Annotated in this window: 21 protein-coding genes; 7 read left to right on the plus strand and 14 right to left on the minus strand. The window is 71.9% G+C overall.

Going from position 1 to position 26,738, the window contains the following annotated elements; all coding sequences use genetic code 11:
* Positions 1-2 precede the first annotated feature (2 nt).
* From Pla133_RS10860 to Pla133_RS26180, 8 genes are all read right to left on the minus strand, one after another.
* Positions 3-1,196 carry a glycosyltransferase family 4 protein gene (locus tag Pla133_RS10860; protein ID WP_145065059.1) on the minus strand — a complete coding sequence of 398 codons (1,194 nt, stop codon included), beginning with the start codon at positions 1,194-1,196 and terminating at the stop codon, positions 3-5.
* Entirely contained in the window at positions 1,193-2,386 is a 1,194-nt protein-coding gene (locus Pla133_RS10865; RefSeq protein WP_145065061.1) for a CgeB family protein, read from the minus strand. The genes Pla133_RS10860 and Pla133_RS10865 overlap by 4 nt, the downstream gene beginning before the upstream one ends.
* Positions 2,383-3,723, minus strand: coding sequence for a glycosyltransferase family 4 protein (locus Pla133_RS10870; protein WP_145065063.1), 1,341 nt, complete (start codon positions 3,721-3,723; stop codon positions 2,383-2,385). Before Pla133_RS10870 ends, Pla133_RS10865 begins: the two co-directional genes overlap by 4 nt.
* Positions 3,695-6,619, minus strand: a complete 2,925-nt coding sequence (locus Pla133_RS10875; protein ID WP_145065065.1) for a polysaccharide biosynthesis tyrosine autokinase — start codon at positions 6,617-6,619, stop codon at positions 3,695-3,697. Before Pla133_RS10875 ends, Pla133_RS10870 begins: the two co-directional genes overlap by 29 nt.
* Positions 6,619-7,353, minus strand: a complete 735-nt coding sequence (locus Pla133_RS10880; RefSeq protein WP_419192360.1) for a polysaccharide biosynthesis/export family protein — start codon at positions 7,351-7,353, stop codon at positions 6,619-6,621. Before Pla133_RS10880 ends, Pla133_RS10875 begins: the two co-directional genes overlap by 1 nt.
* Before the next feature lie 55 nt (positions 7,354-7,408).
* Positions 7,409-8,782, minus strand: a complete 1,374-nt coding sequence (locus Pla133_RS10885; protein ID WP_419192361.1) for a glycosyltransferase family 9 protein — start codon at positions 8,780-8,782, stop codon at positions 7,409-7,411.
* Positions 8,783-8,895: 113 nt separating this feature from the next.
* Positions 8,896-10,191 carry a HEAT repeat domain-containing protein gene (locus Pla133_RS10890; RefSeq protein ID WP_145065071.1) on the minus strand — a complete coding sequence of 432 codons (1,296 nt, stop codon included), beginning with the start codon at positions 10,189-10,191 and terminating at the stop codon, positions 8,896-8,898.
* A gap of 33 nt (positions 10,192-10,224) precedes the next feature.
* Positions 10,225-10,398 carry a hypothetical protein gene (locus Pla133_RS26180; RefSeq protein ID WP_419192362.1) on the minus strand — a complete coding sequence of 58 codons (174 nt, stop codon included), beginning with the start codon at positions 10,396-10,398 and terminating at the stop codon, positions 10,225-10,227.
* A gap of 167 nt (positions 10,399-10,565) precedes the next feature.
* Between Pla133_RS26180 and mnmG the strand changes: the two genes are divergently transcribed.
* Both mnmG and Pla133_RS10900 read left to right on the plus strand, forming a co-directional pair.
* Positions 10,566-12,482, plus strand: coding sequence for a tRNA uridine-5-carboxymethylaminomethyl(34) synthesis enzyme MnmG (gene mnmG, locus Pla133_RS10895; RefSeq protein WP_145065073.1), 1,917 nt, complete (start codon positions 10,566-10,568; stop codon positions 12,480-12,482).
* A gap of 224 nt (positions 12,483-12,706) precedes the next feature.
* Positions 12,707-13,414: a hypothetical protein gene (locus Pla133_RS10900; protein WP_145065075.1), complete on the plus strand. Its 708-nt coding sequence runs from the start codon at positions 12,707-12,709 to the stop codon at positions 13,412-13,414.
* 67 nt (positions 13,415-13,481) lie between these two features.
* On the opposite strand, the gene Pla133_RS10905 is transcribed toward Pla133_RS10900, so the two are convergent.
* The 5 genes from Pla133_RS10905 to yajC form a co-directional block, all read right to left on the minus strand.
* Positions 13,482-13,997, minus strand: coding sequence for a DMT family transporter (locus Pla133_RS10905; protein WP_145065078.1), 516 nt, complete (start codon positions 13,995-13,997; stop codon positions 13,482-13,484).
* A 291-nt stretch (positions 13,998-14,288) separates the two neighbouring features.
* Positions 14,289-15,809, minus strand: coding sequence for an SDR family oxidoreductase (locus Pla133_RS10910; RefSeq protein ID WP_145065080.1), 1,521 nt, complete (start codon positions 15,807-15,809; stop codon positions 14,289-14,291).
* A 148-nt stretch (positions 15,810-15,957) separates the two neighbouring features.
* Positions 15,958-17,625 (minus strand): TIGR03013 family XrtA/PEP-CTERM system glycosyltransferase, encoded by a 1,668-nt coding sequence (locus Pla133_RS26185; protein ID WP_419192363.1) that lies wholly within the window; start codon positions 17,623-17,625, stop codon positions 15,958-15,960.
* Positions 17,626-17,706: 81 nt separating this feature from the next.
* Positions 17,707-18,261 (minus strand): YraN family protein, encoded by a 555-nt coding sequence (locus Pla133_RS10920; protein WP_145065082.1) that lies wholly within the window; start codon positions 18,259-18,261, stop codon positions 17,707-17,709.
* 110 nt (positions 18,262-18,371) lie between these two features.
* Positions 18,372-18,794, minus strand: a complete 423-nt coding sequence (gene yajC / locus Pla133_RS10925) for a preprotein translocase subunit YajC (protein ID WP_145065084.1) — start codon at positions 18,792-18,794, stop codon at positions 18,372-18,374.
* 458 nt (positions 18,795-19,252) lie between these two features.
* Here yajC and mnmA point away from each other — a divergent pair, with 458 nt between their 5' ends.
* Genes mnmA through Pla133_RS10945 form a run of 3 tightly spaced genes read left to right on the plus strand, consistent with a single transcriptional unit; the run spans position 19,253 to position 23,690 of the window.
* Positions 19,253-20,491, plus strand: coding sequence for a tRNA 2-thiouridine(34) synthase MnmA (gene mnmA, locus Pla133_RS10935; protein WP_419192364.1), 1,239 nt, complete (start codon positions 19,253-19,255; stop codon positions 20,489-20,491).
* Positions 20,488-23,025, plus strand: a complete 2,538-nt coding sequence (locus Pla133_RS10940) for a vWA domain-containing protein (protein ID WP_145065091.1) — start codon at positions 20,488-20,490, stop codon at positions 23,023-23,025. The genes mnmA and Pla133_RS10940 overlap by 4 nt, the downstream gene beginning before the upstream one ends.
* 56 nt (positions 23,026-23,081) lie before the next feature.
* On the plus strand, positions 23,082-23,690 hold the full coding sequence (locus tag Pla133_RS10945; RefSeq protein ID WP_145065093.1) for a HEAT repeat domain-containing protein: 609 nt from the start codon (positions 23,082-23,084) through the stop codon (positions 23,688-23,690).
* 49 nt (positions 23,691-23,739) lie between these two features.
* Here Pla133_RS10945 and Pla133_RS10950 read toward each other — a convergent pair whose 3' ends face one another.
* Complete coding sequence (locus Pla133_RS10950) at positions 23,740-24,159, minus strand: TPR end-of-group domain-containing protein (RefSeq protein ID WP_145065095.1); 420 nt, start codon at positions 24,157-24,159, stop codon at positions 23,740-23,742.
* Positions 24,160-24,324: 165 nt separating this feature from the next.
* Between Pla133_RS10950 and Pla133_RS10955 the strand changes: the two genes are divergently transcribed.
* Positions 24,325-25,359 (plus strand): HEAT repeat domain-containing protein, encoded by a 1,035-nt coding sequence (locus Pla133_RS10955; protein ID WP_145065097.1) that lies wholly within the window; start codon positions 24,325-24,327, stop codon positions 25,357-25,359.
* A 182-nt stretch (positions 25,360-25,541) separates the two neighbouring features.
* Positions 25,542-26,693, plus strand: a complete 1,152-nt coding sequence (locus Pla133_RS10960; RefSeq protein ID WP_419192365.1) for an SGNH/GDSL hydrolase family protein — start codon at positions 25,542-25,544, stop codon at positions 26,691-26,693.
* The last annotated feature ends 45 nt before the right edge of the window (positions 26,694-26,738 follow it).

A 26,738-nucleotide genomic window follows, 5' to 3' on the forward strand; every position in this document is an offset into this window, starting at 1 on the left:
GCTCACGAGGCCAGGGCCGTGTGGATCTCGAGCGGGCTGTCCGGAGCGCAGCGCCCATCCAGCAGCGCCCGGTAGGCCGCTGCCGCGCGCAGCCCGTAGTCCGACCAGGAGAAGCCGTCGCGCACTCGCAGGGCCGCGGCCGCACCCATCTGGGCGGCGCGCGCCTCGTCGGCGGCGAGGCGCTCGATGCCGTCGCGCAGGGACTCGGCGTCGCCCGCGGGCACCATGAAGCCCTCGACCCCGTCGCGCACCAGGCCAGCGGCGCCGGTGTTGGGGGTCACCAGGCACGGCAGACCGCTGGCCATGGCCTGGATCGTGACCATGGCCATGCCCTCTTGGATCGACGGCAGGCAGAAGGCGCTGGCCAGGCGGTAGGCCTGGGGCAGCTCGGACTGGGGCACCGCGCCGTGGAAGTGCACGCGATCGTCGGCGAGGCGCTCGCGGAAGGGCTCGATCTCCGGCTCGATCGGACCCACGAAGTGCAGCTCGGCGTCCTTGCGCTCGAACTTCGCGAAGGCCTCGAGCAGCAGGTGACTGCCCTTCTGGATCGAAACCCGGCCCACGGCCAACAACCGAAGGCGGCCGGGGCCCACCGCGGCCGGGGTGAAGCTGTCGATCGAGACGCCGTAGGGGTTGACGATCAGCTTCGAAGCGGGGATGCCGCGCTCGACGAAGCTGTCGCGGGCGAAGCCCGAGGGCACGGCAATGGCGTCCGCCGCCTCGTACTCGGCCAGCTCCTTGTCGATCACCGCCGGGTGGGCGGTGCGCGGCTCGATCCCGAAGCGGCCGTACTCGGCGCGCAGCAGGCGCGTTTGCTCTTCGATGTGGGCGCTGCCGCGCTCGAGCACGGTCAGTGCCCCGCGCCGCTTGGCGGCTCGGATGCCGGCCAGCGAGACCCCGGACCAACCGACGAACACGTCCATCTCGCGGGGCAGGTGCCGGGGCACGGCGCGCTCGTAGAGGGCGTGGATGGTGGGCTCGAGGGCGTCGCGGCGCGCGACGGGCAGGCGCTGCCACAGGCGATGCACCGCCTCGATCGCGGGGAGGCCCTTGATCCGCCAGGGATCCACGCCGAAGCGCGGGCCGAGCTGGCGCGGGTAGGAGGTGATCAGCCGCTCGAGCACTCCCTGGGCGTCGAGTTCGCGGGCCAGGTCGAAGGCGTGGAAGCGGCCCAGCACGCTGATTGCGACCTTCATTGCACCAGCCTCCGGACGAAGTCGCCGGGGTGGGGTTGGTCGTCGCCGCTGACCGCCGGCAGCGGGGCGGCGGGGCGCTCGAGCTCGGCGGCGAGGCGCGCCGCCCGTTCCAGACCTTCCGGGGACAGGGGGCTGGGATGGGGCGTCGGGACGCCGACCGAGCTCAGGACTCGGATCAGGCAACCATGGTGGCTGTAGTCGCTCGACAGGCAGCGCTCGCGGGCGGCGCGGGCGATCTGCTCGCGCTCCTCGTCCGCTGCCAGGTAGTGCTGCACCTTCGCGACGAGTTCGTCCGTGCCGTCGAAGTAGGCCGCCTCGCGACCCTCGGCGAACAGCTCCAGGTGCTCCTGGGTGCGCTCGGCCAACATGAAGCGCCCACAGGCGGGCACCTCGACGCTGCGGTCGGTGTGCTCGTCGCGGTTGGCGACGCGCAAGAAGCCGAGCTGGATCTTGGAGGCACAGATGGCGCGCACGTAGTCCTGGCCGGCCACGGCGTAGCCCTCGATCCTCAGGTTCTCGTGCCCTCCGCGCGCCGTGTCCCAGCCGTTGCCGAAGACTGTGACTTGGAACCCCGCGCGGGCCAAGGCCAGGCAGCTCGCGGCGCGCTGGGCCTCGTAGGTCCCGATGAAGCCCACATCGCAGCCGAACTCCTCGCGCACCGCCGGCGTGACCTCGACCGGTCGATGGAACTGCGGGTCGAAGGTCTTGGGCTCGTAGCGCACGCGCTGGGCGCCCAGACGGGGCAGCTCCTGCGGATCGGCGTTGCGCCGCTTGGTGGTCACCACCAGGTCGTAGAGCGGCAGGCAACGTCGGATCCACTCCGACTGGTTGTGCCGCATGGCCATGTCGTCCTCGCTGAAGAAGACGAGCGCGCAGTCGGGCTGCAACTCCCTGAAGGTCTCGAGCGTGCGGGGCCGGATGTTGCTGCCCATCTCGATCCACAGCACGTCGTAGTCCTGGGCCTGGGCGCGGCGCAGGAGCCGCTCGTTGACGCCCACACGGTCGAGAGGGCGTCCGAGCCGGCGCGCGATGCGCTCGCGCAGGAGCGGCCGCTCGGGGGCTTGGCTGCTGCGCCGGGGACGGACGAAGGAGACCGCGGTGACCCTGTGGCCGAGCTCTTCGAGCGCCCGACGACGTTGGTCGCCGCGCGTGTTCGGGGTCAGGTCGCAGACGTAGAGGATCGAGCTCAAGCGGCCACCTCGGTGGACTCGCAGAGCACCACCTGTTGCAGCGCGGCCTCGAGGCCAGCGGCGTCGGCGGCGAAGTCCCAGGTGCCCACACGCTCGGCGGCGGCGCGGCCCAGGGCACGGCCGCGGTCGGGCAGTGCCAAGAGGCGCGCGATGCGGTCGGCCAGGGCCACGGCGTCCCCGACCGGGAAGCGGAAGCCCGTCTGCCCCTCGACGATCAGGTCGACGCCTGAACCGACCGCCTCCGAGGCGATCACCGGTCGTTCGGCGCACATGGCCTCGTTGACGACCAGTCCCCAAGGCTCGTACTGGCTGGGCAGCACCAGCGCGTCGCACAGGTCGTAGTAGCGGGGCAGCTCAGTCTGATTGATGAAGCCCGTGAAGTGCACGGTCCCGGCGGGGAGCGCGGCCGCGCGCTGCTCGAGCTCGTCGCGTTGTTCGCCGTCGCCGACCATGACCAGGTGGGGCAGGGGCTGCTCGCCCGCACGGTGCAGGTGTGCGAGTGCGTCGAGCACGTCGAGTGGACGCTTGCGGGCGCTGAACTTCGAGGCGTAGAGCAGCACCGCTCGGCCCTGCTCGAGGCCCAACTTCGAGCGCAGTCCCTCGCGCCCGGCCGTGGCCTCGCGCGCCTGGGCCGCGAAGCGTCGGTTGTCGACCGCGTAGGGCACCCTGTGGATGCGCTCGGGCAGGATGCCGTAGTGCTCGTAGAAGTCGCGGTTGGCGCTGCCGATGGCGAGGAAGGCGTCGACGCGTCGCAACAGGCGCGGCAGGGCCCAATCGCGCAGCCTGGACTTCAGGCCGGCGGGGTCCTTGCCCAGCAGCAGCGACTCGCCGCGCAGGAGCACCGGCAGGTCCAGTCGCCTGGCCGCGGCCAATGCGCGCAGGTTGGTGGGGTGGACGTAGCCGTGCAGCCAGACGGCGTCGTAGTTGCCGCGGCGCAGGGCCGACTCGATGCCGCGGTTGACGGGCCGCAGGCTGGTGAGCTGGTCGCTGCGGCCGAGGGTCGGGAGGAACTCGTGGGCGTAGCCGCCGAGCAGGTCGACGTCCCACTCGACCTCGCGCCCGAAGCCCTCGTCGCGGTAGCTGCGACAGGAGACGTCGGAGAGGAACAGGGCCGTTACGTCCACAGCGCTGTGGGAGGTCAAGTACCGCAGCAGCGGCGCCTGGTACTGGATCGGGTGCGAGACCACGTAGGCCACGCGCCAGCGCTTGCGCGGCGCCGCGATGGGCTGCGGACCCGCGCCAGCGGCCGACATCAAGGTCGCCAACCCACCCGGGGGCAGGGGCGGCGCCAGGGGCGCACCCGGACCGTCAGAAGCGCTCGTCGCGTGCGCTCGCACTGGCCACCTCCCGTTCCAGTTCGCTCGGCAAGGCGGCCTCGACACCCTCCAGTGCCGGGGGGCCGCCGTCTCCGCCCGCGTCGGTGTAGCCGTATCCGTAGTCGCCCTGGTAGCGGTCGGATGCGCTGCTGCGGTCGGCCCTGTGGGCGTTCATCACGCAGCCGACCAACTTGGCGCCGGCCTGTCGCAGGCGCGTGGTGGCGAGGGAGACGGCCTCCCGCGGCAGACCGTCGCTGCGGTAGAGCAGCAGCACGGCGTCGAGGCGGTGGGCGAAGGTCTCCACGTCCGCGACGGCCAAGGCCGGGGGCAGGTCGAAGACGACCAGGTCGTAGGACTTGGTGAACTCGTCGATCAGCTCCTGGGCCTTGGTCGTACCCAGGGCGTCACCGGCGGAGGCGCGTAGCACCCCGGCGGGGATCACGGACAGCAGCGGGTTGTCCGTGGAACGCGCCACGTCGCGCCACTCCGACGTGCCCGCGAGCACCTCGGCCAGGCCCGGACCGCGGTCCAGCTTGAGGTAGCGGTGCACCGAGGGCCGGCGCATGTCGGCGTCGACCAGCAGCACCCGACGACCGCCGCTGGCGAAGGCCCAGGCGATGTCGATGTTGGTGGTCGACTTGCCCTCGCCCGGCGCGCAGGAGGTGGCCGCCATCGTGCGCAGGGCGTTCACGTCGCCGACCGCGAAGCGCAGGTTGGCCCGCAGGGAACGGTAGGCCTCGGCGACCACGCCGTGCGGATCGTCGCGCAGGGCGATGAAGTCCGTGGTGGCCTTGGCCACGCGGTGCTTGCCGTGCTTGAAGTCGGGCACGGTGGTCAGCACCGGCAGGCCGGTGACGGCTTCGAGCTCGCTGGGGCCCTGGAGGCTGCGGCGCAGGCTCTCGCGCAGCCATGCGAGTCCGAGACCCAGACCCAGACCGAGCACGGAGCTCAACATCAGCGTGAAGCCGATGCGCGGCGAGTAGCGCAGGTCCGGCGCCGCGGCCGCGTCGATGAAGTCGGCGGCGGCGACGGTGGAAGCACGGGTGATCTCCGCCTCTTGCAGACTGGTAAGCAGGAAGGCCGCGATCTGTTTGTGGGTCTCGAGCCGGCGCATGGGGGAGGCCAGGCGGCGCTGCTGCTCGGGCAGGTTGCCCAGGCGTTCCTCTAGGACCGCCACGTAGCGGCCGAGCTCGTCGTTCTCGAGCGCCACCGCGTCGAGGCGGCTGGCCAGCTGGCGCTCGACCCGCTCGCGCAAGTCCTCGAGGGCGGCGCGGTCCACCCGCGCGTTGGCGTCGGGCAGATCGGTCGCTGCCAGGGCGGCGGTCTTCGCCAGCTCGGAACGGTCCTCGAACAGCCGCTGGAGACCGGTCAGCCGGCCACGCAGGCTGTCGCGCACCTTGGCGCGCAGCTCGTCGAGGGCCGCGATGGCCTGGGCCAGGGGCGGGTAACCGGGCAAGAACTCGTGCTGGAGCGAGGCGATCTCGCCCTCGAGCCGCGCGATCTCGGACAGGTAGCCGGTGGTCAGGGGATCGACGGTGATGCCGGGCGCGTTCGAGTTGGCGGAGAGGAAGCCGTAGGCGCCCGGGACGCCGTCGTCGATGGCCTGGATCGTCTCGCGCACCGCCACGATCTGCATCGCCAGTTCCCCGGCGCGCTCCTCGAGCAACTCGGAGCGCTGGGCCAGGAGCAGGGCGTAGGGGTCACCGTCGGAGCGCCCCTTGAGCAAGAGGCGCATGTGGAGCACCGAGAGCTGCTCGAGCAGGCTCTTGGCCAGGGGGTCGTCAAGCTCCTGGGCGATGCGGCCCAGGGCGTCGAAGTCGCCGCCGCGCAACAGCGCCAGGGACTCGGACAGGGACGAGGCCTGCAGATCCAGACGCATGCGCTGGACCTCGAGGTCGGACAGGTTGCGGATCAAGGACTCCGCCGTCGCCACGCTGTCGATCGCGTCGAGGTTCTCGGCCTGCAGGTCCACCACCTCGTGCTCGGCGGTCTCGAGGGCCGCGAGCTGCTCGTCGAGCTGGGACTGGATGAAGCCGACCGTCTGCGAGGCGCGCTTGCGACCGCGCTCCACGTTGAGGTCGAAGTAGTTGTGGCACAGGGCGTTGGCCACTGCCGCGGCGCGCTCGGGATCGGAGTCGTCGACGGTCAGGGCGATCACGCCCGAGTTGCGCTGGCTCTCGACCACGCGGGTGTCGGACAACAGGCGCTTGACGGCCGAGGCTTCGCTCACGCGCCGCACGACGAACTCGCGTCGGCTCACGTCGCCGCGCACGGCCAGGTTCAGCTCGACGCCGCCGACCCGGTAGCGCCCGTCGGGCCGCTGGGGGCGGGCTTCGCGGGCGTCGTCGTCCGGGCTGGCGGCCACGTCGACGGGCGTCAGCCGGATCTGACCCTCCCCGTCGAAACTCACGCGGATCGCCTCCGCGGCGCCGTCGGCCAGCGCGCGCGCGCGTGCGTGCAGGGCGCCCTTGCCGCGACGAATCCCGACCATGCGGTCGAAGATGCGCCGCACCGGCTGCTGGTCGGGACTCTCGACCACGGTGGTCAGACCCTGGTTGCGTTGGGCGTGGGGATTCTCCGGCGTCGGAATGCTGCCGTCGGGCGGCGATTGGATGGTCTTCTCGGCCAGGGACCGCGAGCGCAGGAGCGCGATCTCGGAGGCCGCGGCCGGCGCCGAACTGAGCGCGGCCAACTCGCCGAGCACGCCACCCGTGGGCTGCGACTGGTCGAGCAGGATCGTGGCCGTCGCGCGGTACACGGGCGGTTGCAGGCTGAGCCAACCGATCCCCGCGGCCACGGTCGCAGCGGCGCAGGCCCCGATCGCGAGCCAGCGCTTGCGGATCAGGTCGAGGATGGCGCGTAGCTCGGGGACGGCGTCCCGGACGCCGCCCGCGGTGTTCTGGTCGTGCCTGAACATCAGTTCTTGAGGGCGTCGGAGACGACGATCAGGTTGGTGATCGCGCCGAAGATCGGCGTGGAGGCTTGCAGCACGGGGATGATCTGCTCGCGGAAGGCGCCGGACTTGGAGATGCGGACGAAGATCAGGTCGTCGGGCTCGACCACCACGAGCCCGTCGAGGCCCGGCGTGTCGGCATTGAAGATGTGGACCTGCAGCTCGTTGTCGCGCACGCGCAGCAGGGCCACCTGGTCGCGGTCGCCGCCGTCGCCGACGCCACCGGCCAGGGACAGGGCCTGGAGCGCGGTGATCGGTCGATCGAGCACGTAGGCGCCGGGCTTGCGAACTTCGCCCAGGACGAATGCGCGCCGCGCGGCGTACTCCTCGACCGAGAGCCCGACGGCCGGATCGATGAGGTAGGTGCCGAGGGCCTGCTCGATCTGTTCGCGGGCTTCGACCACCGACTTGCCGGCGATCTCGATCGGACCCGTCAGGGGCAGACTCAAGTTGCCCTGGGGGTCGATCCGCAGGGGGAACTCCGGCGGCGCGAGTTCCGCGTGGCCGAAGACCGTCACGCGCAGGAGGTCGCCCGGGCCCAGTGTGTAGGGCGCCAGGCTGGCGCTGTCCGTGAACGACTCCGGCGGCGCCGTGCTGCTCGCCAGGGGCGGCACACTCGCGCATCCGGCGATCCAGAGGAGGCCGGCGACCAGGGCCGCGGTGGCGGATCCCCGCCTCGAGCTGCTTTCAATGTCCATCGCTGATTGAGGCGAGGACGGTGGCGCCTTGGGCCCCTTCCCCTGCCTGGGTGGCCTATCGGTCGCTGGTAGCGGGCCGCTTGGGTGCCGGCAGGACGGGACCTGCATTCCGTTCCCGATCCTGGAATGACTCGGCCGGCCGCGTCTCGCTCGCGGTACGCAAGGTCCCCTCAAGGGAGGGAGAACCGACCAGGGCCTGCAGTGCGTCGACGGCGCGGGAGGACTCGATGCGATCGAGACAGATGCCGCCCCGGTCGCAGCTCTGCGCGAAGCACGGGGAGCATTCGACCGTCTCGCGCAGGGCGACGAAGCGCTCGCCGAAGGGGTGCCAGGAGCCCTCGCGGTCCCAGCCGGAGAAGACAGCCACGGTGGGGCAGCCGACCGCCGCGGCCAGGTGCATGGTCCCGGTGTCGTTGGAGACCAGGGCTCGGCAGCGGCGCAGGAGCTCCGCGGACGTCGACAGACCCGCGCGGCCGCAGAGGTTCACGACGCCCGGCCCCGCGGCGGCGGCGACGGCGTCCCCCAGCTCGGCCTCATCCGGTCCCCCGAGCACGCAGGCGCGGCCGCCTGCGTCGACCCAGGCGCGCGCCACGACCGCGAAGCGCTCGGCGGGCCAGCGCTTGTGGAGGCGGTTCTGGCCCGGCCCGAGGGCGAGCAGGGGCGCGCGGTCGAGCCCCTGTTCACAAAGCAGCGCCGCGGCTTCCTCGCGGGCCCGCGGGTCCGAGCCCAGGTCGCTGACCGGCCGATCGATCACGGCTCCCGAGCGGGCCACCAGGTCCACCAGGCGGCGCCATTCGGGATCGAAGCGCGCCCCCAGGTGGTGCGCGCGCGCCAGGGGCCCCGGCAGCCAGCCCCCGTGGGAAAGGGCCGTGCCGCGCACCCAGCCTGCGCCCGAAAGGCGCAGGAAGAGCAGGTTGCGGAGCTCGATAGCGGGGCTCGTGAGCTCCTGGGGCAGCAGGTAGATGCGGTCGAAGCGCTCGGCGCGCAGGCGTCGCAAGAGTCCCCACTGACCGGCCAGGCCCCGAATCTCCTCGGCGTGCCAGACCAGGCAACGGTCGACCGCCGGCGCGTTGGCGAACAGTTCGCGCGCGCCCGCTCGACCCCGGGGACCGGGGGAGCTGAGCACCACGAGCTCCGCCTCCGGGTGGCGCTGGCGAACCGCGTCGATGGCGGGCAAGGCAGCCAGGGAATCGCCGATGAGCCCGACGCGAAGGACGGCGATGCGCTCGGGGCGGCCAGGACGCCGGCGCGGGGCAAGGGGCCACAGGGCGCGCTCCACGAGCCGCAGGGAAGTCTCGGCCAGGGACATCAGGCCGCTGGCGAGGCGCGTCGCGCCGCTTGCGCCCGCTCGCGCCCGCGCATGGGGCGGGTCGACGGGGGGGCACAGTGCGGGGCCGCGATGGGCCGTGCTGGATTCGGCGGGCGGCATCCCCCGGGGCATCGACCGCCCGGGCGCCCTCGCTCGACCGACGGGCGTTTGGACCGTCCCAGGCGGGGCACGCGGCGCACGGCCTCGGTCGCGAGGCCCCCGGGCGCGGCGCCTCAGCCTTCGGTCAGAACCGTCCCGTAGCGCGAGTCGACCAACTCGGCGAAGTCTCCATCGCCGGCCAACTGCTCGCGCTCCTTCTGGTTCAGCTTGGCCGCTTCCAGGGCCTTCGCGGCCGGGGACAGCTTGCCCTGCTGGGCGCGCGCCCGGGCCAGGCCGATGTAGTAGTCGCGATCCACGAAGCCGCCCCAACCGCCGTCCAGGACGATGGCGCGGTCGAAGTCGCGCTCGGCCTTCTTGGGCCGACCGACCCGTAGGTACATCTGCGCCCGCGCGCCGTAGGGCTTGGGATCTTCCTTGTCGCGCGAGTTGTCGATGCGGTCGGTGTAGTAGTCCTCGAGACTGCGCAGCGCCTTGGCGTCTCCGAGGCGAGCGCGACAGACGGAGGCGGCCTCCGCGACCGAACGCCGCTGGATGCCCTGCAAGACTTCGAGCCGCTCGTCCAGCTCGTCGCGCAGGTCCAGGTCGAAGGTGCCCAGGCGCTCGAGCAGCTCGACCGATTGTTCGTCCGAGAGCTTGCGAGCGGCCACCAAGACGAGCAGCGAGGCTGCGCGCTCGACCGTGAGCTCGCTCGGTTGACCCGCGAAGAAATCGAGCAGGGGGGCCAGGAACTCCGCGCAGCGCTCGAGATCCTCGATCAGGGGGCCGACCAGGACCGCCAGCTCGGGGTCGGGGAATCGTCCGAGCTCGATCAGGGCTTGTTCGACGCGATCGCGGTCGGTCGAGGACAGGGCCGAGGCGAAGACGCGCTCGGCCGACTCGCCACCGAGCTGGGCCAGGGCACTCAGCGCGGCCTCGCGGTCACGCTGGCGCCCACTCTCGTAGATGCGCTCGAGCCGCGGCCCCACGATCGCCGGGTCCGGCCAGTGACCGAGCACCGCGATGGCCCGCGGCCGCCCCTCCAGGGAACCCTCCTCGGCGATCGCGAGCAAGGGCGGAAGCAGGGCCATGCCGTGCATCGACCCGAGCACCTGCGCGGCCTCGCGCGCCCGGCGCTCGATGCCGAGGGGGGCGTTCAGCCCCGGGTCGAGCATGTCGATCAGCACCAGCCCGGCGCCGGTCCCCAGGTCGACGATCTTCTTGCGCAGGCGGTCGACCTCGCGCTGGTTGTGCTCGGCGGATGCTTCCAGAACCCCGGCGAGAATCGACTCGACCTCCGGCCGGAGGCTCGCGCGCTCGGCCTCGCGCGCGGCGCGGGCGGCCTCGAGGACCTCTTCGATCGACTGCCGGTCAGCTCGCAGCGGTGCTGCGACGCCGGCCAGGACCAGAGCGGTGAGCAGGGCGCGGTGCATGCCCGGCATGGTAACCGTCCCGGCGCGGTCTCTTCAGTCCCGCGGATCCGGGGGGCGCAGCTCGACCACCGGCAGGCGCCCCGGAGCACCCGGGCGCGAGACCCGGGGCTGCGGATCGTCCCGGCGCGCCGGACGCGGGGCGGCCGGCTCGTCCAGGTCGAGATCCTCGTCCGCGTAGGCCTCCACGGCTGCCATCAGGGCGGCCATGGCAGGTTCCGGGGGCAGCCCGTAGAGCGACCTCAGGCTGTGACGATGACGGAAGACCCAAGACAGCACGGGCGGTCCATCGACCCTCCGTGCGCCCGGATTTGAGGCTCGCGCCCCTTTTGTCGCCCGCCGCCGGCGGCTTGAATGTGGGGCTGGCCAAGGCGCCCATGATTCTCGACGAACCCGACAGGTTGCATCCCCACCCCGCGCCGACGCCCGATCCCGAGCGCCGCTTCGACGTGCTCGTGGTGGGCGGGGGTCACGCCGGGGTCGAGGCGGGTCTAGCCGCGGCGCGGCTCGGCGCGCGCACGGCGCTGTTGACCTTCCGCGCCGACAGGGTCGGCGAGATGAGCTGCAACCCCGCCATCGGCGGCCTGGGCAAGGGGCAGCTCGCGCGCGAGATCGACGCCCTCGGCGGGGCCATGGGGCTCGCCACCGACCGCACCGGAATCCAGTTCCGGATGCTGAACACGGCCAAGGGCTACGCGGTCCAGGCACCGCGGGCCCAGTCCGATCGCCACCGCTACCGCGAGGACGTCACGGCCCAGGTCCTGGCGGCCGACGGGCTCGAGCTGATCGAGTCGGGGGTCGAGGACCTCCTGATCGAAGGTCCGGCGCACGCGCCGCGCGTGGTGGGGGTGCGAACCACGGCCGGCGTCGAGCTGCGCGCCGCCGCCACGGTCCTGACCACGGGCACGTTCCTCTCGGCGGTGATGCATACCGGCGCCGAGCAGACCGACGGCGGTCGCGTGGGCGAGGCTGCAGCCAAGGGCATCTCGAAGGACCTGCGCGCCCTGGGTCTGGCGCTCGGTCGGCTGAAGACCGGAACGCCACCGCGCCTGGCCCGCGAGGGCATCGCCTGGGAGCGGCTCGACGAGCAGTGGGGCGACCCACAGCCCCAGCCCTTCTCCTTCCGCACGGACGCGGCAGGTTTCCCGGCCCTGCCCCAGATCGCTTGCCACGTCACCTGGACCAACGAGCGCACCCACGCCACGATCCGCGACAACGTGCACCTGGCGCCCATGTACGCCGGCCGCATCGCTGGCGTCGGCCCGCGCTACTGCCCGTCGGTGGAGGACAAGGTGATGCGTTTCCCCGACCGGGATCGACACCAGATCTTCCTCGAGCCCGAGGGCCTGGACACGGACGTGGTGTACGTGAACGGCGTGTCGACCTCCCTGCCGGGGCCGATCCAGGAGCAGTTCCTGCGAACCATCGACGGCCTGGAGGGTGCGCGCTTCCTGCGCCACGGCTATGCGGTCGAGTACGACTTCGTTCAGCCCAGTCAGCTCGATCCGACCCTGCACTGCCGCGACGTGCCCGGGCTCTTCCTGGCGGGGCAGATCAACGGCACCAGCGGCTACGAGGAGGCCGGTGCCCAGGGTCTGCTCGCCGGAGCCAATGCCGCCCTGTGGGGCGCCGATCGCGCGGCCTTCGTCCTGGGGCGCCACGAGGCCTACTGCGGCGTGCTCGTCGACGATCTGACGGTCACCAACCCGACCGAGCCCTACCGCATGTTCTCCAGCCGCGCCGAGTACCGGCTGATGCTGCGCCAGGACAACGCCGATCGGCGGTTGGTACCGCGCGCGGCGGCGATCGGTCTGGTCGACAGCGAGGCCCGCGCGCGGGTGGCGCGGCGCGAGGCGCGCATCGCCGAGGCGGTGACCCTGCTCGGGCGGTTGCGCGAGCCCGATGGCAAGCGCAAGTCCCTGGCGGAGGTGCTGCTGCGGCCCGGTCGGACCCTCGACGACCTGGCTGCCGGCGCGCCGGAGTTGGCCGCGTTGGAGCTGACCCGCGACCTGACGATCGCGGTCGAGGCCGACGTCAAATACGCCGGCTACGTGGACCGCGCGGTGGCGGACGTCGAGCGCGCGCGACGCCAGGAGTCGACGGAGATCCCGGGCGAGCTGGACCTCGGGGCACTCGTCGGTCTGCGCAATGAGGCGCGGGAGAAGCTGCAACAGATGCGGCCCCGGACCCTGGGCGCGGCGGGTCGGATCGCGGGCATCAATCCCCCCGACGTGGCCCTGCTCGCGATCCACGTGGAGCGCTACAGGCGGGCTCGCGCCGAGTCGGCGGGCTGAAGTCGAAGGGGGCGCGGTTGGGGCGCGGCGCCGAGCAGGCCGCAAGGGCAGACGACCGAGCGTGGGGTTGTCGAGCGCAACCATCGGTCCTGTGCCGACTCGAACCGTGTGCGACGAAATCGCGAACACCTTGCGAAGTTCGTGCTCGGTCGAACTTGCATTTGACGTTCCTGGGGATGAGGGCCCAGTGGAGGGCTCCCCAGATTCGCTGGACGAGACCACCCATGCAGAGCCCCGAGACCTCCAGGAGGGCCGTGAGCGCCGCCCTCGAGGCGCTGGCCGCCGATTCAGCCAAGCTCCGTCGTGACGTGGGCGATCCCTCGACCGCGATCCGGCTGGCCCTGGGGCATCTCGCCGGGGCCCTCGGGGAGTCGTCGACCGGCGTTCTGCGGGACCTCTGTGGTCGGCTCGACCGGGTGGCCCTGCGCTTGGAGGAGTTGGCCGTCCTGGCGTCGGTCGGTGCGGGGACGCTCACCGTGGTCGACCTGTGCCCGACCCTACACGGGGTGGCAGCCGACGCCCGCGCCGCCCACGGTGAACGCGTCGCCATCTGCTCGGACCTTCCGATTCGCTGTGTCGCCCGGGTGGACCTGGACTTGCTCCGACGGTTTCTGTCGGTCTCGATCGAGTCGCGAATCGCCCAGGGCTACACGAATGTGCACCTGCGCGCGGTGCCGGGCTTCGAGGGACTGTGTCGCATCGAGTTGCGCTGCGGCCCTTCCGGGGCACGCGGTGCCGACCGGGGGCGCTGCGCCGCCCTCGAGCGGGCGGGCGAGTTGATCGCTCGGCAATTGGGCACGACCTACAGGGCGCGGCTCGTCCCCGTGCTCGGCACCCTCGATGTGATCGAGTTGCCCGAGGGGTCCACCCGCTGCATCGAAGGCGCTGGGGTCATGGACCAGCCCTTGGAACGCGCGAGCGAGTCCGCCTGACGCGATCGCCGTCGCGGCTCGGCATACGACTCAGCGCAGGCTGCCCTTGCGTTTGCAGCCCCGTCGGCTAATCGGTCTGCTGGCCTGAGCCGGGTTCGATCGGAGTCGTGCGCCCGCCCTTGCTCGAGTCGGGCCGGGCCACGAGCATCAGCCCGCCGATCAGCAGGCAGACTCCGAGCAGTCGACCGAGGTTTGCCGGGGAGCGCGGGAAACCGAGCCAGCCGAAGTGATCGAGCACCAGGGATGCGGCCATCTGACCGGTGAAGATCAGCGCCACGAAGTAGGTCGCGCCGATGCGCGGAGCGACGATCATTGCGGTCGTCACGAACATCGCACCCACCGCGCCGCCGCCCAAATAGAGCCAGAGGGGCGCCCCATGGAGCTGGCTCGGCCGCGGAAGGCCGTGACCCGATACGAGCGCGATCAGGCACAGCAGCGAGCAGCCCACGCCGAACGAAATCACCCCGGCGCGCAAGGGCGTGCCCAGGCGCGCGGCGAGTTGCCCGTTGATGCCCGGTTGAAGGGCCACGAATGCGCCCGCGAGGAGGGCAGCCAGGACCGAGATCACGGTGACGAGTTTCATGCCCGCGCAGGTTTGCAGAGCGGAGGCCGCGGGCCAAAGCCAAACGATGGGTATCTCGACCTCGTCGGCACGATCTGAAGTGCGCGAAGTCCGGATGCCCCAGGCCTGGTCGAGTCCGCGGCCAGGAGCGATCGCGGCGAGCGATGCCGCAACTCGGAAGCCGACGCGTGCCTCCAGGGTCGACCCTCGCGCAGGATCCGAACGCTCGTCGATTTGCCCGACCGGTCGTGCGAGGAGCGAGCACCCCGACCAGGGGTCTCGTCCGGCATCGACGTCGGCGATTGGGCTTCCTCAGGCCCGCGCGCTGTGTCGAGTGCCGGGACCGGGGGCGGGTGACGGGCCCTTGCGACTGCTCGAATCTTGCTCGGCTGCGTCGCGAATGTTCCGCAGCATGCCCTCGAACACGAAGCCGTGCAGCGGGACCACGGAGTACCAGTAGGCCAAGCCGACCAGGCCGCGCGGGCGAAAGCGGGCGGTCTGTCGCAGGGTGCAACCACCGCTCGGGCTCTCGTCGATATCGAAGGTCAAGCTTGCCGCGCCGGGCAGCTTCATTTCCGCGGTCAATTCCAGCCGTCGGTCGGGCTCGATGGCCGTCACCCGCCAGAAGTCGAGTGCGTCCCCGTAGCCGACGTGGGTCGGGTTGCGTCGCCCGCGCCGCAGGCCTGGGCCACCGACGAGTTTGTCCATCCAGCCGCGCAGCCTCCAGAGCCAATCCCCGGCGTACCAACCGTGACCACCGCCCACCCGACAGATGGCGCGGAACACCGCCGCCGGCGGGGCGTCGACTTCGATCGAGCGGGGGTCGACCATCACGCGCCCCCCGGCCCAGTCGGGATCGCCCGGAATCACGCCGGCGTCGCTCCAACTCGATTGCACGTCCGCCGCCGCCTGCTTGCCGAGCGCGGCGACGATCGCCTGCTCGACGCTGAGCAGGCGCTGGGGCATCAAGCGGTGGGCTTCGTCGTCGCGGCAGACCACGCGGTTTCGGAGTCCCTCGGTCAGGGGGCGCGCGAGGCGGCGATCGACGGGAGTCACCACATGCAGCCACAGGGAGCTGAGCCTGGGCGTCAGCAGGGGAATCGGGATCAAGCGCCGGGGCGGCAAGCCGCGCACCCGCGCCATGGTCTGGATCAGGTCGGCGTAGCTGACGATCTCGGGGCCGCCGATGTCGAAGGTGCGATCCACGGTCCGCGGCTCGTCCAGGCAGGTCACCAGGTAGTGCAGCACGTTGCGCACGGCGATCGGCTGGCTCTCGGTCCGCACCCAGCGGGGCGTGAGCATCACCGGCAGGCGCTCGACGAGGTAGCGCAGGATCTCGAACGACGCGGAGGCCGAACCGATGATCATGGCCGCGCGAAAGGCCGTCACCGGGACGGAGCCGGCGTGCAAGAGCCGTTCGACCTCGCGCCGCGAGCGCAGGTGGGCGGAGAGGTCGTCGCCGACCTCGCCCAGCCCGCCCAGGTACACGATGCGCTCGATTCGGGCTCGCTCGGCGGCGACCGCAAAGGTGCGGGCCAGCCGGCAGTCGGCCTCGGCGTACTCGGCGCCGGCGACGACCATCGAGTGGATCAGGTAGTAGGCCGCGCCGCAGCCCTCGAGGGCCCGCGCCAGGGCTTCTTCGTCGGAGGCATCGACCTCGACCAGCTCGACCTGCGGGTGGTCGGACCAGGGGCGATTCTCCAGCTTGCGGCGGTTGCGTCCGAGGGCGCGAACGCGGAATCCGGCAGCCAACAAGAGGGGCACCAACCTGCCGCCGATGTAGCCGGTCCCGCCTGTCACCGCCACCGGTCCCCGCTCTTGGGTGTCGCTCACCCGGTCCCATAGCACAGCCGGGGTCGGTCCACAGGGTCTGAACCGCAGGTCCGATCCCGGCGCTGCCGGATTCAGTGGAGTCATCTCTGCAGCCAGCCCGAAAACGCGACGGCCGGGCCGACCGCCGCGCCCGCGGACCACGGCTCGCTCAAGTGCCCTTGCGCAGCAGCACCGTGCGGATGGTCTGCACGCAGATCGAGATGTCGAACGGGATCGAGTGGTACTTGATGTAGAAGAGGTCGTACTGCAGCTTCTGCAGGGCGTCCTCGACCGTGTTCCCGTAGGGGTACTTGATCTGCGCCCAACCGGTCAGCCCCGGCTTCACGATGTGGCGCTGGTGGTAGTACGGAATCTGCTGGCTGAGCTCGGCGATGAAGTGCGGGCGCTCGGGGCGCGGTCCGACCATCGACATGGAGCCGCCGAGGACGTTGAAGAGCTGCGGCAGCTCGTCCAGGCGGGTCTTGCGAATGAAACGGCCCACGCGCGTGATGCGCGGATCGTTCTCCTGGGCCCAGACCGGTCCGGTGGCCTTTTCGGCGTCGGTCCGCATGGAGCGGAACTTGTTGACCACGATCGGCTGGCCGAAGCGACCCGAGCGCTCCTGGCGGAAGAAGGCCGGACCGGGCGAGTCCAGCTTGACCAGGACGGCGGTGATCGCCATCAGCGGCCAGGTCAAGAGGATCCCGAACAGGGCGCAGGCGATGTCGAAGGTGCGCTTGGCGATCTCGCTGAACGGGTGCTGGACGAAGCCGCGGTTGAAGATCAGGTACGAGGGCCGCATGGCCTCGACCGCGATCTTGCCGGTCACGCGTTCGTAGATCGCCTCGCCCTCCTCGACGACCAGGCCGGCCAGTCGGCAGCGCAGGAGCTCCTCGGTCGGCATGGTGCCGCGCCGGTCCTCGAGCGAGACCACGATGTCGTCGGCGTTCAGGCGCTGGGCGAGCTGCAGCAGACTCTCCCCGGGCAGGGTCCCCACCAGGGGCAGCTCGGAGTCGTCGAGCTGGGGCTTGGTCACGGGCCGCATGGGCAGCGGGCGGGCCGAGCGTTCCTGCCCGATCTCGGTCTGTGCCTTGGCCATCACCTGGACGTTGGAGCGGGAGCGCCGTTCGACCAGCGGCGTGACCTCGGCCGGCTGGCGGCCCGCCGGTCCACCGTGGTCGCCGAAGCGCATGGCTCCTCCCAGGTGGTCCGTGTCGCGTCGCTCCGACGGCGCGGGGTCCGGCAGCACGCCGACCACGCGGTAGCTGTCGCGGCTGGTGAGTTCCTCGACCAGGGTGCGCGCCACGCGACCGCTGCCCAGGACCAGCACCCGCTCCTCGAAACCCCAGATCGTGATCAGGCGGTGGAACAGGGCCCGCCAGAGGTAGAGCACGAAGAACCCGACCGAGAGGCTGAAGACCAGTACCTGGACGGTCTGGGACAGGGTCAACCCGGGGAAGTCGAGGACCGAGTCGAGGCGCCAGAAATTGCACAAGAGGACCAGGCTGACCACAGCCAAGAGGGCCAGGCCGGCCGATCCCACGAACCCCGCGAAGCGCTCGACCCTGCCGGCCGAGCGCCGGAACTCGTAGAGCTCGTTGAACGCCAGGGCGCCCTGGCCGATCAGGGCCGCCTGGAAGGCGCCGAAGAGGCAGCGCAGCACCGCGTCCGCGTGGGAGTAGCGGTCGATGGCCACCCGGCGCAGCATCTCCTGATCGGGGTCGAAGAGCAGGTGGGCCGTCATCCCGAGCGCCACCACGAGGGTCAGGAAGACCGTCTCGCTGGTGATCAGCAGCGCCTTCCGCAGGGGGAGGTAGTGCCTGAGGATGTTCAGCATCGGGGGGACGACACGCCGGGGCTGGCCTTCGGTGGGGCGGGACCGCGCCATCGCGCCGCCCGCGGTGTTCGGGGTCCGATCCTAACGGTTCGACCGATCGAGGTCCGGAGATGAAACCCGCCTGGGTGACGGATAGAGCAGTGCGTCGGGGCCCGTGGCGGGCTCTGCGGCGCTCGCGCGCGGGCCACGGGCCAGGTCGGTCAAGCGGATGGTGACCCGTCGCCGCGGTCCGGCGACCAGTACCTCCGCGGCGGTGAGCCGCCAGGGGCAGCGCCCCGCAGCCAACGAGATGGAGCGGGCGGCCCGCTCCAGCGACGCGCGTTGGCGTGGACCGATCGACTCCCGCGGACGGTAGGGGAGGTGCTCGAGGGGCACGTCGCGGTCGAAGCGGCGGGTCTTGACTTCCACCAGCCGCAGCTCCGAGCCCCGGCGAGCGAGCAGATCGACTTCGGCGAACTCGGTTCGGAGCCTGCGGCCGACCACGCTCCAGCCGGCCCGAGTGAGTGTCCGCTCGGCCAGGGCCTCGCCCAGACGGCCGAGGTCGTGGGGCGCTGGCTCGACCAATCCCAGGGCCAAGCGAGGCGCGAGAACGGCCAATCCGCGCACGAGCAGGGCCAACGGACCCGGGGCCACCATGGGGCGAGGCCTCGGTCGGTGCGGGCCGGTGCCGCCCGTCGCAGCACCGCGCGGCTCGAGACCACTCGGCGCCGGACCCCGCGGCCCGGCGCCCTGCGCGGCCCGCCCGCTCAGCGACGGGGTTCGGTGACCTCGCCCGCCGCCTGATCCTCGTTCTCGACCACCTGCTGGACCGCCCAGCGGGCCGCCTTGACCCGCACGCCGTCCGCCAGTTGCAGCGTCACCACGTGTTCGTGGATCTGGGCCACGCTCGCGAACATTCCTGAGGTGGTCAGCACGCGATCGCCCTTCTTGAGCTGCGCCAGCATCGCCGTGCGCTGCTTCTGACGCTTGCGCTCGGGGCCCAGCAGGAGGAACCAGAAGATCATCCCGATGGCCAGGAAGGGCAGGAAACCCATCAGGCCGCCGCCGGGGGTCGGAGTCGCCGCGCCAGTCCCCTCGGCCGCGCCCTCCCCGACGCCGCCGACTCCCTCCTGGAAGAGGGGCGCGATCAGGATGGCGAGCTGGGTCTGGGCCTGGATCAGGAGCGTCATCGGTCGGGTCGAATGGGGGTTCGTCGGGCCGGGTCGAGCCGCGCACCTTACCAACGGCCTCCCCGCGGGCGTAGCCCTCGCGAGGGACCAGCTGCTCACCGCCCATGGGCCAATCGCCGGTCTCGCCAGCGGGGGAGCAGCGCCCTGCCCTGGCCCCCTCCGCGGCGCTGTGCTCTGCTGTCGGGTCGAATTCCGACCGACCAGCGCCCAAGATCGGTTCCTCCGCGTTTCCTCGATCCATGTCCGGTTCCTCCGATCCCGCCGCTGACCCGGCACGTCCGGCTGCGACGCACCCAGCCGCGGCTTCGACCCTGCCGAGTGGGCCCGTGACTGGGTCCATGAAGGGGCCCGCCGCCAGCCCTGTCGCCGGCCCTGTCGCCGGCACTGTCGCCGGCCCTGCTACCGGCCCTGCTACCGGCCCTGCTACCGGCCCTGTTACCGGCCCTGTCGCCGCTCCCGTGGTCTACGACGCGCGGGTCTACGACCCGGCCGAGCGGCTCGTGGTCGCCATGAGCGGCGGCGTCGACTCCTCGGTTGTGGCTTGGATGCTGCGCGAGGCGGGGCACGAGTTGGTCGGATTGTTCATGCGTAACGGCGTGAAGGTCCCCGAGGGCGAGGCGTCCAAGAAGTCCTGCTGCTCCGCATCGGACGCGCGGGATGCGCGCATGGTTGCAGGTGGACTCGGGATTCCTTTCCAAGCGGTGGATCTGAAGCGCGACTTTGCGGAGATCATCGACTACTTCGTCCAGAGCTACCGACGCGGTCGCACGCCGAACCCCTGCGCCGTGTGCAATCGCGACCTGAAGTTCGATCGGCTACTCGAGCTCGCCGACGAGCTCGGCGCGGCGGGCGTGGCAACAGGACACTACGCGCGATTGGCCATCGTGGACGGGCGCGTGCACCTGCGTCGGGGCGTGGACCGCAAGAAGGACCAGAGCTACCAGCTCTTCGCCGTTTCCGAAGCGCACCTGGCGCGCACACGCTTGCCGCTGGGGGACCTCGAGAAGCCGGCTGTGCGCGACCTGGCCGCGCGAGCCGGCCTGCGCACCGCCGCCAAGCGCGACAGCCAGGAGATCTGCTTCGTGCCCTCCAACGACTACCGCAAGCTCCTGGCCGAGAAGGGCGTCGAGCTCACGCCGGGAGTCATCGTCGACACCGCTGGTCGCGTGCTGCGCGAGCACGACGGGATCGAGAACTTCACCATCGGCCAACGCCGCGGCCACGGGGTCGGCGGTTCGGTCGAGGCCCTGTACGTGGTCGAACTGATCGCGGCCACGGGTACCGTCGTGTTGGGCGGGGCCGAGGAGTGCCGCTCGACCCAGATGGTGGTCGAGGACGTCAACCTGATCGGCATCGATCGACCCGCCGACGGCGTGCTGCACGCCGACGTGCAGATCCGCTACCACCACGGCGGCACCCCGGCGCGGATCGAGTTCGAAGCGGACCGGGCCGTGGTGACCTTTGACGATCCACCCATGGCCGTCACCCCCGGCCAGGGCGCGGCCTTCTATCTGGGCGATCGCCTGGTGGGCGGCGGCTGGATCGAGAGCGCGACCCGTTGGGAGGGCAGCCAGGTCGGCGAAGTGGCCGCGGCCGACGCCGCACGCACCGGCCCGTCGGCCGCATCCCAGACGGCCGCATCCCAGACGGCCGCATCCCAGACGGCCGCATCTCAGACGGCGGAGCGCGCCCGTTGACCCAGGGCCGCGGCCCGGTGCCGTTGCTCTGGCTGGCCGCAGTCGTCGCGGCGGCGACGGCGGCCCTGGCCTGGCCCACTTGGCGCGTCGAGGGCGAAAGCCTCGCGAACCAGCGGGTGGTGTTGGTCGACATCTCCGATAGCGTGGTGCGACCGCGGCCGTCGTGGCTGCCCTGGATCCGCGAGGAGCTTGCGCGCCAGGCTGAGGCGGCCAGGAGCGCCCAGCAACTGCTGACTCTGGTGGCCTACGCCGACGGGGCCCAGGTGCTCGAGCAATCCCGGACCCCGGCCCAGTTCCTCGCGGACCTGCGCGGCGAGAGCGGCGCGCCCCTCGACCCCCGGGCGGTCGGCCTTCGTCGCGATGCCACCGACCTGGCCGCCGGACTGCAGGCCGCCCTGCTCAGCTTCGAACCCTACGTGCCCGTCGACAGCAGCTTCGTCGTGATCGGCGACGGCGATCGCGGGCGCGCGGGCGCCCAGGCGCTCCTGACCCGCATCGCGGCCGGCGCGGGGAACGGCTTCGAGCGCGTCGACGTGCCCGCCGCCGAGCGGGTCGACGTGGCCCTGTGGAAGCTGCGACTGCCCGTGGACCCGAGCGTGGGCCAACCCCTGGCGGCCTCGCTCGAGATCGAGCTGCGACCGCCGCCGACTTCGCCCACAGCGCTGGTGTTGGACTTCGAGATCGACGACGCCGAAGGCAACCGCACCGCGCGGGCCGAGGTCGACGCGCCGCCCATCGCGGGGCCCTTTCGCGTGACGGTGGACCTGGGTCCGGCCCGCGCCGGCCACACCGAGGTCCTCGCCAGCGCGGCCCTGGCCGGCGAGGCGGCCCCCGATCCCCTGCCGCCCAACGACTCGGCGCGGGCGGCGGTGCGCGCCGACGGTCTGCGGGTGCTGGGCCTGGTGTCGAGCGCGGATCGCAGGGCCCAGGCCCTCGACTTCTTCCGTCGCGGCGGGGGACCACCGGGTGTGCAGGTGATCGAGGTGGAAGCGGCGGACCTGGTGCGTGCCTTACCCCTCTTGGATGCGGTCTGCACCTTCGACCTGCCCCTGGCCGACCTGCCGAGCGAGGCGCTCGTCGCCGCGGTCGAGGGCGGCGCCGGGTTCCTGCGGATGATGGGCTGGAACCACCGCAACCCGGACCGCGTGGCGGGCGCCGAGGCCCTCGAGTCGATCATGGCGCTGCGCTCCAGTCGGCCCTCGCGGCCGCCGCGCGACGTGCTCCTGTTGGTGGATGGATCGGGCTCCATGGCGGGTGAGCCTTTCGAGCAGGTCGAACGGGCGGCCGTGGACCTGGCCGGTGCGGCGCCGGCGGACGACCGCCTGCTGCTGCGCTTCTTCACCAGCGTCCTGCAGCCCAACGTGGTGCTCGAGGACGAGAGCGGTCGCGGCCGCGCCGCCGTGGCCGAGCGCCTGGTGGGGGCCCGCGCGGCCAGTGGTCCGACGGCGCTCCTGGCCTCCATCGAGCAGCTCGCCGCAGAACGCCGCGTCGACCACGAGCGGGCCATGCTCGTCTTGCTGTTGACCGACGGCCGTGAGGCGGGCGGTCCGGTCCACGAGCGGGAGCGTCGCGCCGAGCTGCGCTCGACCTTCGCGTCGACTGACACCGACCTACGCGCCCTGGCCGTCGGTCCGCGCGCGGACCTGAGCACCCTCGCACCCCTGGTCGCGCGCCCCGAGTACCTGTCGCGCGTGGCCGATGCCGCCGACCTGGCGACCCTGGTGGTGCGCGCGGTGGCGGACGAGGACCTGGTGCGCGGGCCCTTCGGTCTCGAGCGGGCGGCGGCGCCGGACTCCGGGCTCGTGGCGCAGGCTCTCGATGCCGCCAGCGAGCCTCCGCCGGTCGAGCTGCTGGTTCGGGCTGAGCTGGCACGCGGTTGCGAGCTGGCCTGGGCCGGACCGCGGGGGGAACCCGCCCTGGGTCTGGGCCGGGTGGGGTTGGGCCGCGTTGCCAGCCTGGCGACCCTGCCCCAGGCCGATTGGGCCCCGGCCCTGGCGCGGGGCCCCTCTGCCCTCTGGCCCTTGATCACCTGGCTCTGCGCGCGGCCGGGCGGCGGTGGACCGCGGGCGGTGGTCGAGGGCGATTGGCTGGTGCTGCGCGACCTACCCGCCGACGCTCGGCCGAGCCTGACCGGGCGCCTGCGCGACCCGGTGGAGGGCCAGGAATGGAGCCTGAGGTTCGACGCCCCCGCGCCCCTGCTGCGCGTCGACGAACGTCGCGCCCCCTGGCCCCCGACGAACTTCGATCGACGCTCCGTCGCCCTGCGATCAGTCGCGGATCTGGAACTGCACCTGGATCTCGGCGGCGCCCGGGTCCTGTCGATTCCGCGCCCTCTGCCAGACGAGTTCGAGCGGGCCCGGCCCCTTGTCCTACCGGTCCCGAGGGAGGGGGGTAGCCCCGATTCGGCCCAGCGCGGGCCCCAGCGGGTCTGGCGTGCGGCGGCCCTGTGGGCGGTGGCGGTGGCATCGCTGGGAGGACTGGCCCGGCTGCTGGCACTGCGGGGGATCAAGCTCCCGGCGCGACCGCGCCGATGATCGGCCCAGGCACCATCGCCAACACCGACCGCCGTCCCGCCGACCCCACTGGAACCATGCGCCGTCGAATCACGACCGCCCTCTGCGCCATCGCCCTTGCCGCCTGCTCATCGACCGCCGAGGTCAAGGAAGGATCGCCCAAGGGCTTCTGGGTGGCCCCGTCGGCGGTCATGGAAGCGCAGATCCGCGACGAAGCGGAGCGACTGCCCTGGACCCGCGGCATCGAGCGCATGGAGCAGATCCGTTGGTTCGCCTCGCTCGGCGAGCCGGCCTACGAGATCCTGCTCGAGCTCCTGGCCGATCCGCGCGACGACGTGGCGGCCTCGGCCCTGTCGGCGCTGGGGGCGACGGGCGACCGACGCCTGGTGTCGCACATCCGCGCGGTGCCCTTCGACAAGGAGCAGCGCGGCTTGGACCTGCGCCTCGAGCGCGCCCGCACTCTGCTGCGGCTGGGCGACTGGGGCGAAGTGCCGGAGTTGATCGCAGGCCTCAGCGACAAGCGCCTCTTGACCCGCGCTCTGTGCGCCCAGGCCCTGCAGGAGTCGACCAACGAGAGCTTCGGCTTCGACCCGAAGGCCGACGAGACCGCGCGCCAGTTGGCCGTGGATCGCTGGGAGCGCTGGTGGCTGCGGTTCACCGGCGACCCGCTCAAGACCCGCGGTTGAGCCTCGCTGGACCGGGACCGGTCTCGTGGCCTGAGCAGCGCGGCGTCCGTCAGGCCCGCAGTCGATCGACCAAGTTCCGGAAGCGCGGATCGTCCCGCAAGCACGCCAGGTCGTCGTCGGCGAGCATGAAGTCGGCGTCGTCGTAGCCGATCTCCAGGCAGTGCTCGAGGGTCGCAAGAGCCTCGTCGCGCGCCCCGGTCAGGGCCAGGGAGCAGGCCAAGTTGTAGTGCACCGTGGGCTCGTCGGGGAGCAGGTCGGCCAGGCGCTGGTCGACCACCAAGCCTTGCTCGTAGCGGCCCAGCTTGGTCAACAGGTGCCCCAACTCGATCAGGACCTCGACGTTGTCGGGGTCCGGGGCCCGGTCGACGTAGCGGCCGAGGAAATCGGCGACGAACTCATCCCCGTAGGCGTCCAGCCGCTCTCGGAGCGAATCGGGCAGCTCCATGGGTTGCGGCTTGTCGGGGTCCATCGGTTGGCCCCGGGCGTGGGGGTCGCGTCATCCTAGGAAGACGGGGGGGCCGAGGGCAGGGTCGGGTACCCGTCGGACCGGGAGCGCCCAGCGGAGGTGTACCGACGGGGCAGCGGGGGACTAGGGTATTCGTTCCCGCCGCCGGCCCCTGTCCCCGAACGCCCCATGGACATTCGCTTCTGCGACATCTGCAACGAATCGGTCGCCCAGGTCCACTTCGACGAGGGCCGCGCGGTACTCCGCGAGGGGCACGTGGCCGTGGCCTCCAGTTCCCAGGAGCCCCGCGCCGCGGGCCGCGCCGCCCAGGCACGTTCTTCGGGCGCTGAGTGGATGGCCGCGGCGGCCATCGTCGTGGCGACCGCCCTGGGTTGGATGGCCTTCCAGCGCGCCGAGGTCAGCGAGGCCCGGATCCAGCGTTCCATGACCGAGGACCAGGCGCGCCTGGCCGCGACCATCGGGGGTGTTTCCGCCGGCCTGGCGGACTTCGACCAGCGCGGCGAGGACCTGCGCCAACGCATGCTCGGCGAGTTGGCCAGCCTGCGCGCAGAATCCGGCGCGGGGCGCGTGCGGGTGGAGGAGTTGGCCGCGGCCTGGCAGGGACAGCTTTCCGCCCTGAGTGCAGAGGTCGCCGAGCTTCGCACCTCGCGCAGCGATGACAGCTCTGAGCGACTGGCCCGGATCGAGACCAGCCTGGCGCGCTTGCGTGGCGACGTCGAACTGCTCGGCGGGGCGGTGATCGATGCTCTCGAGGGGCTCGCCCTGGCTCCGGTGCAGATCGGTCAGAGTGTGCCGGCGGCGACGGAGGGCGTGGCGCCCAGTTGGTCGACTGCCCTCGCCGGATTGAGCTCGCCCGATGCGATGGTGCGCTGGGACGCCGTCGACCAACTCTCCCGCTCGGGTGACGCGGGGGCCGCCGAACCCCTGCTGCCGCTGCTCGACGACCCCGACCTGGTGGTTCGCATGAGCGTCGCGCGGGCCCTGTCGGAACTCGGCAACCCGATCGCCGTGCCGGCCCTGATCGACACCTTGGAGGATCCAGAGTCCGCGGTACGTGAAGCGGCTGTGGTGGCCCTGCGCGAGTTGACCGGTCGCTCGATGCGCTTCGACCCGGCGGCTTCGGAGTCCGACCGCGCCCGCAAGGTCGAGGCCTGGCGCGATTGGTGGGAGCGCGCAGGGGTCGAAGAGCTCGACGCGCCCTGATCCGGAGCGAGTGCGCAGTGTCGATCCGACCCTCGGGCAGTGAGCCGGCCGCGGGCGTCGATTCCACACGGGGGGCGATTCCACCCCGGCGGCGATCCTGATCGGACCGGCCGAGCGCGATCGCGATGGGGGATCGCCCGGCCCCCTGTCACGGCCCATCTTCGGTGGGCAGACTGGTGGGCGTGACTCGCCGACCGTCCTCCGCCGCCGGTGCCGACAGCGCGCACAGGTCGATTCTCAAGCGCTGGTGGATGGCGCCTGTTGCGGCCATTGCCCTGCTGTCGCTGCTCGAGGTCGGCTTGCGGTTGGCGGACTTCGACTACCCGGAACTGAAGCCGCCCCTGTTGATCTTCAAGGCCGAGGTCGACGCGCAGATGCAACGCGACGACAGCCTGCATCGGGTCGACCTGGAGACCATGTGGAGCCTGCGGCCGGGCGCGCGCATCGACGAGGGGTCGGATCCCGCGCTCGAGCTGGTCAACGGGTTGGGCATGCGCGGGCCCCTGCCCGGTGAGCGCGGGCCGTCCCACCTGCGCGTGGCTTCACTGGGCTCCTCGACGAGCTTCGGCTACGGGGTCGAGTGGCCCGAGATCTTCGCCAGCCGCGTGGCGCAGAGCTTCGCCGCCGACGGGCGCTCGACCGACGTGCTGCTCAGCGGCGTCGTGGGGCATTCGATCTTCCAGATCCTCGAGCGCTATCGACGGGACGTGAAGCCCCTGCGCCCCGACCTCGCGATCGTGGCCCTCAACGGCGTGAACGAGCACTTTCCCAGCCCCTCCGGAAGCGACGAGCTGCACCGTGAGCGCGTGCGCGAGGAGTTCTCGCGCTGGGAGCAGTGGCGCGGCCGGCTGCGCGACGGCCTGCGCGTGATGCACCTGATCGGTTGGATCTCGGACCGCCGTCAGGGCGGGCGGGAAGAGTTGGTGCGCCAGTGGCTCGAGGGCCAGGAGCGGGAGAACCGCGCCTGGTTGGACCGCGGCCAGCCGAGCTTCACCGGCGCCCGCCGGGTGACCCCGCAGCGCTTTGGCGAGCTGCTCGCGAAGCTGGTGGGGGAGCTGCGCGCCGAGGGCACGGCCGTCGTGGTCGTTGCCATGCCGCGTCGGGCCGAGGTGCTGGAGAGCTCCCCGGTCCTGGCCGAGTACGACCGGGTCCTGCGCGAGCGGGTCGAGTACCTGCGGATCGACTTCCTGGACGCGGACGCCCTCTTCCAGCGCCTGCCCGACGGTCCCGAGGCGCTGTTCCTGGACGGCCTGCACCTGACGCCCCTGGGACACCGGCGCCTGGCCGACGCCCTGGGGACCGTGGTGCGCCGGGCGCTCGACCGCCGGGGCTGAACCAGGCGCCGATCCGGACTCGGGGCCAGCCGGCAAAGCGGCTAA

Origin of the sequence: Engelhardtia mirabilis (assembly GCF_007748095.1) — a bacterium.
GTDB lineage: Bacteria > Planctomycetota > UBA1135 > UBA1135.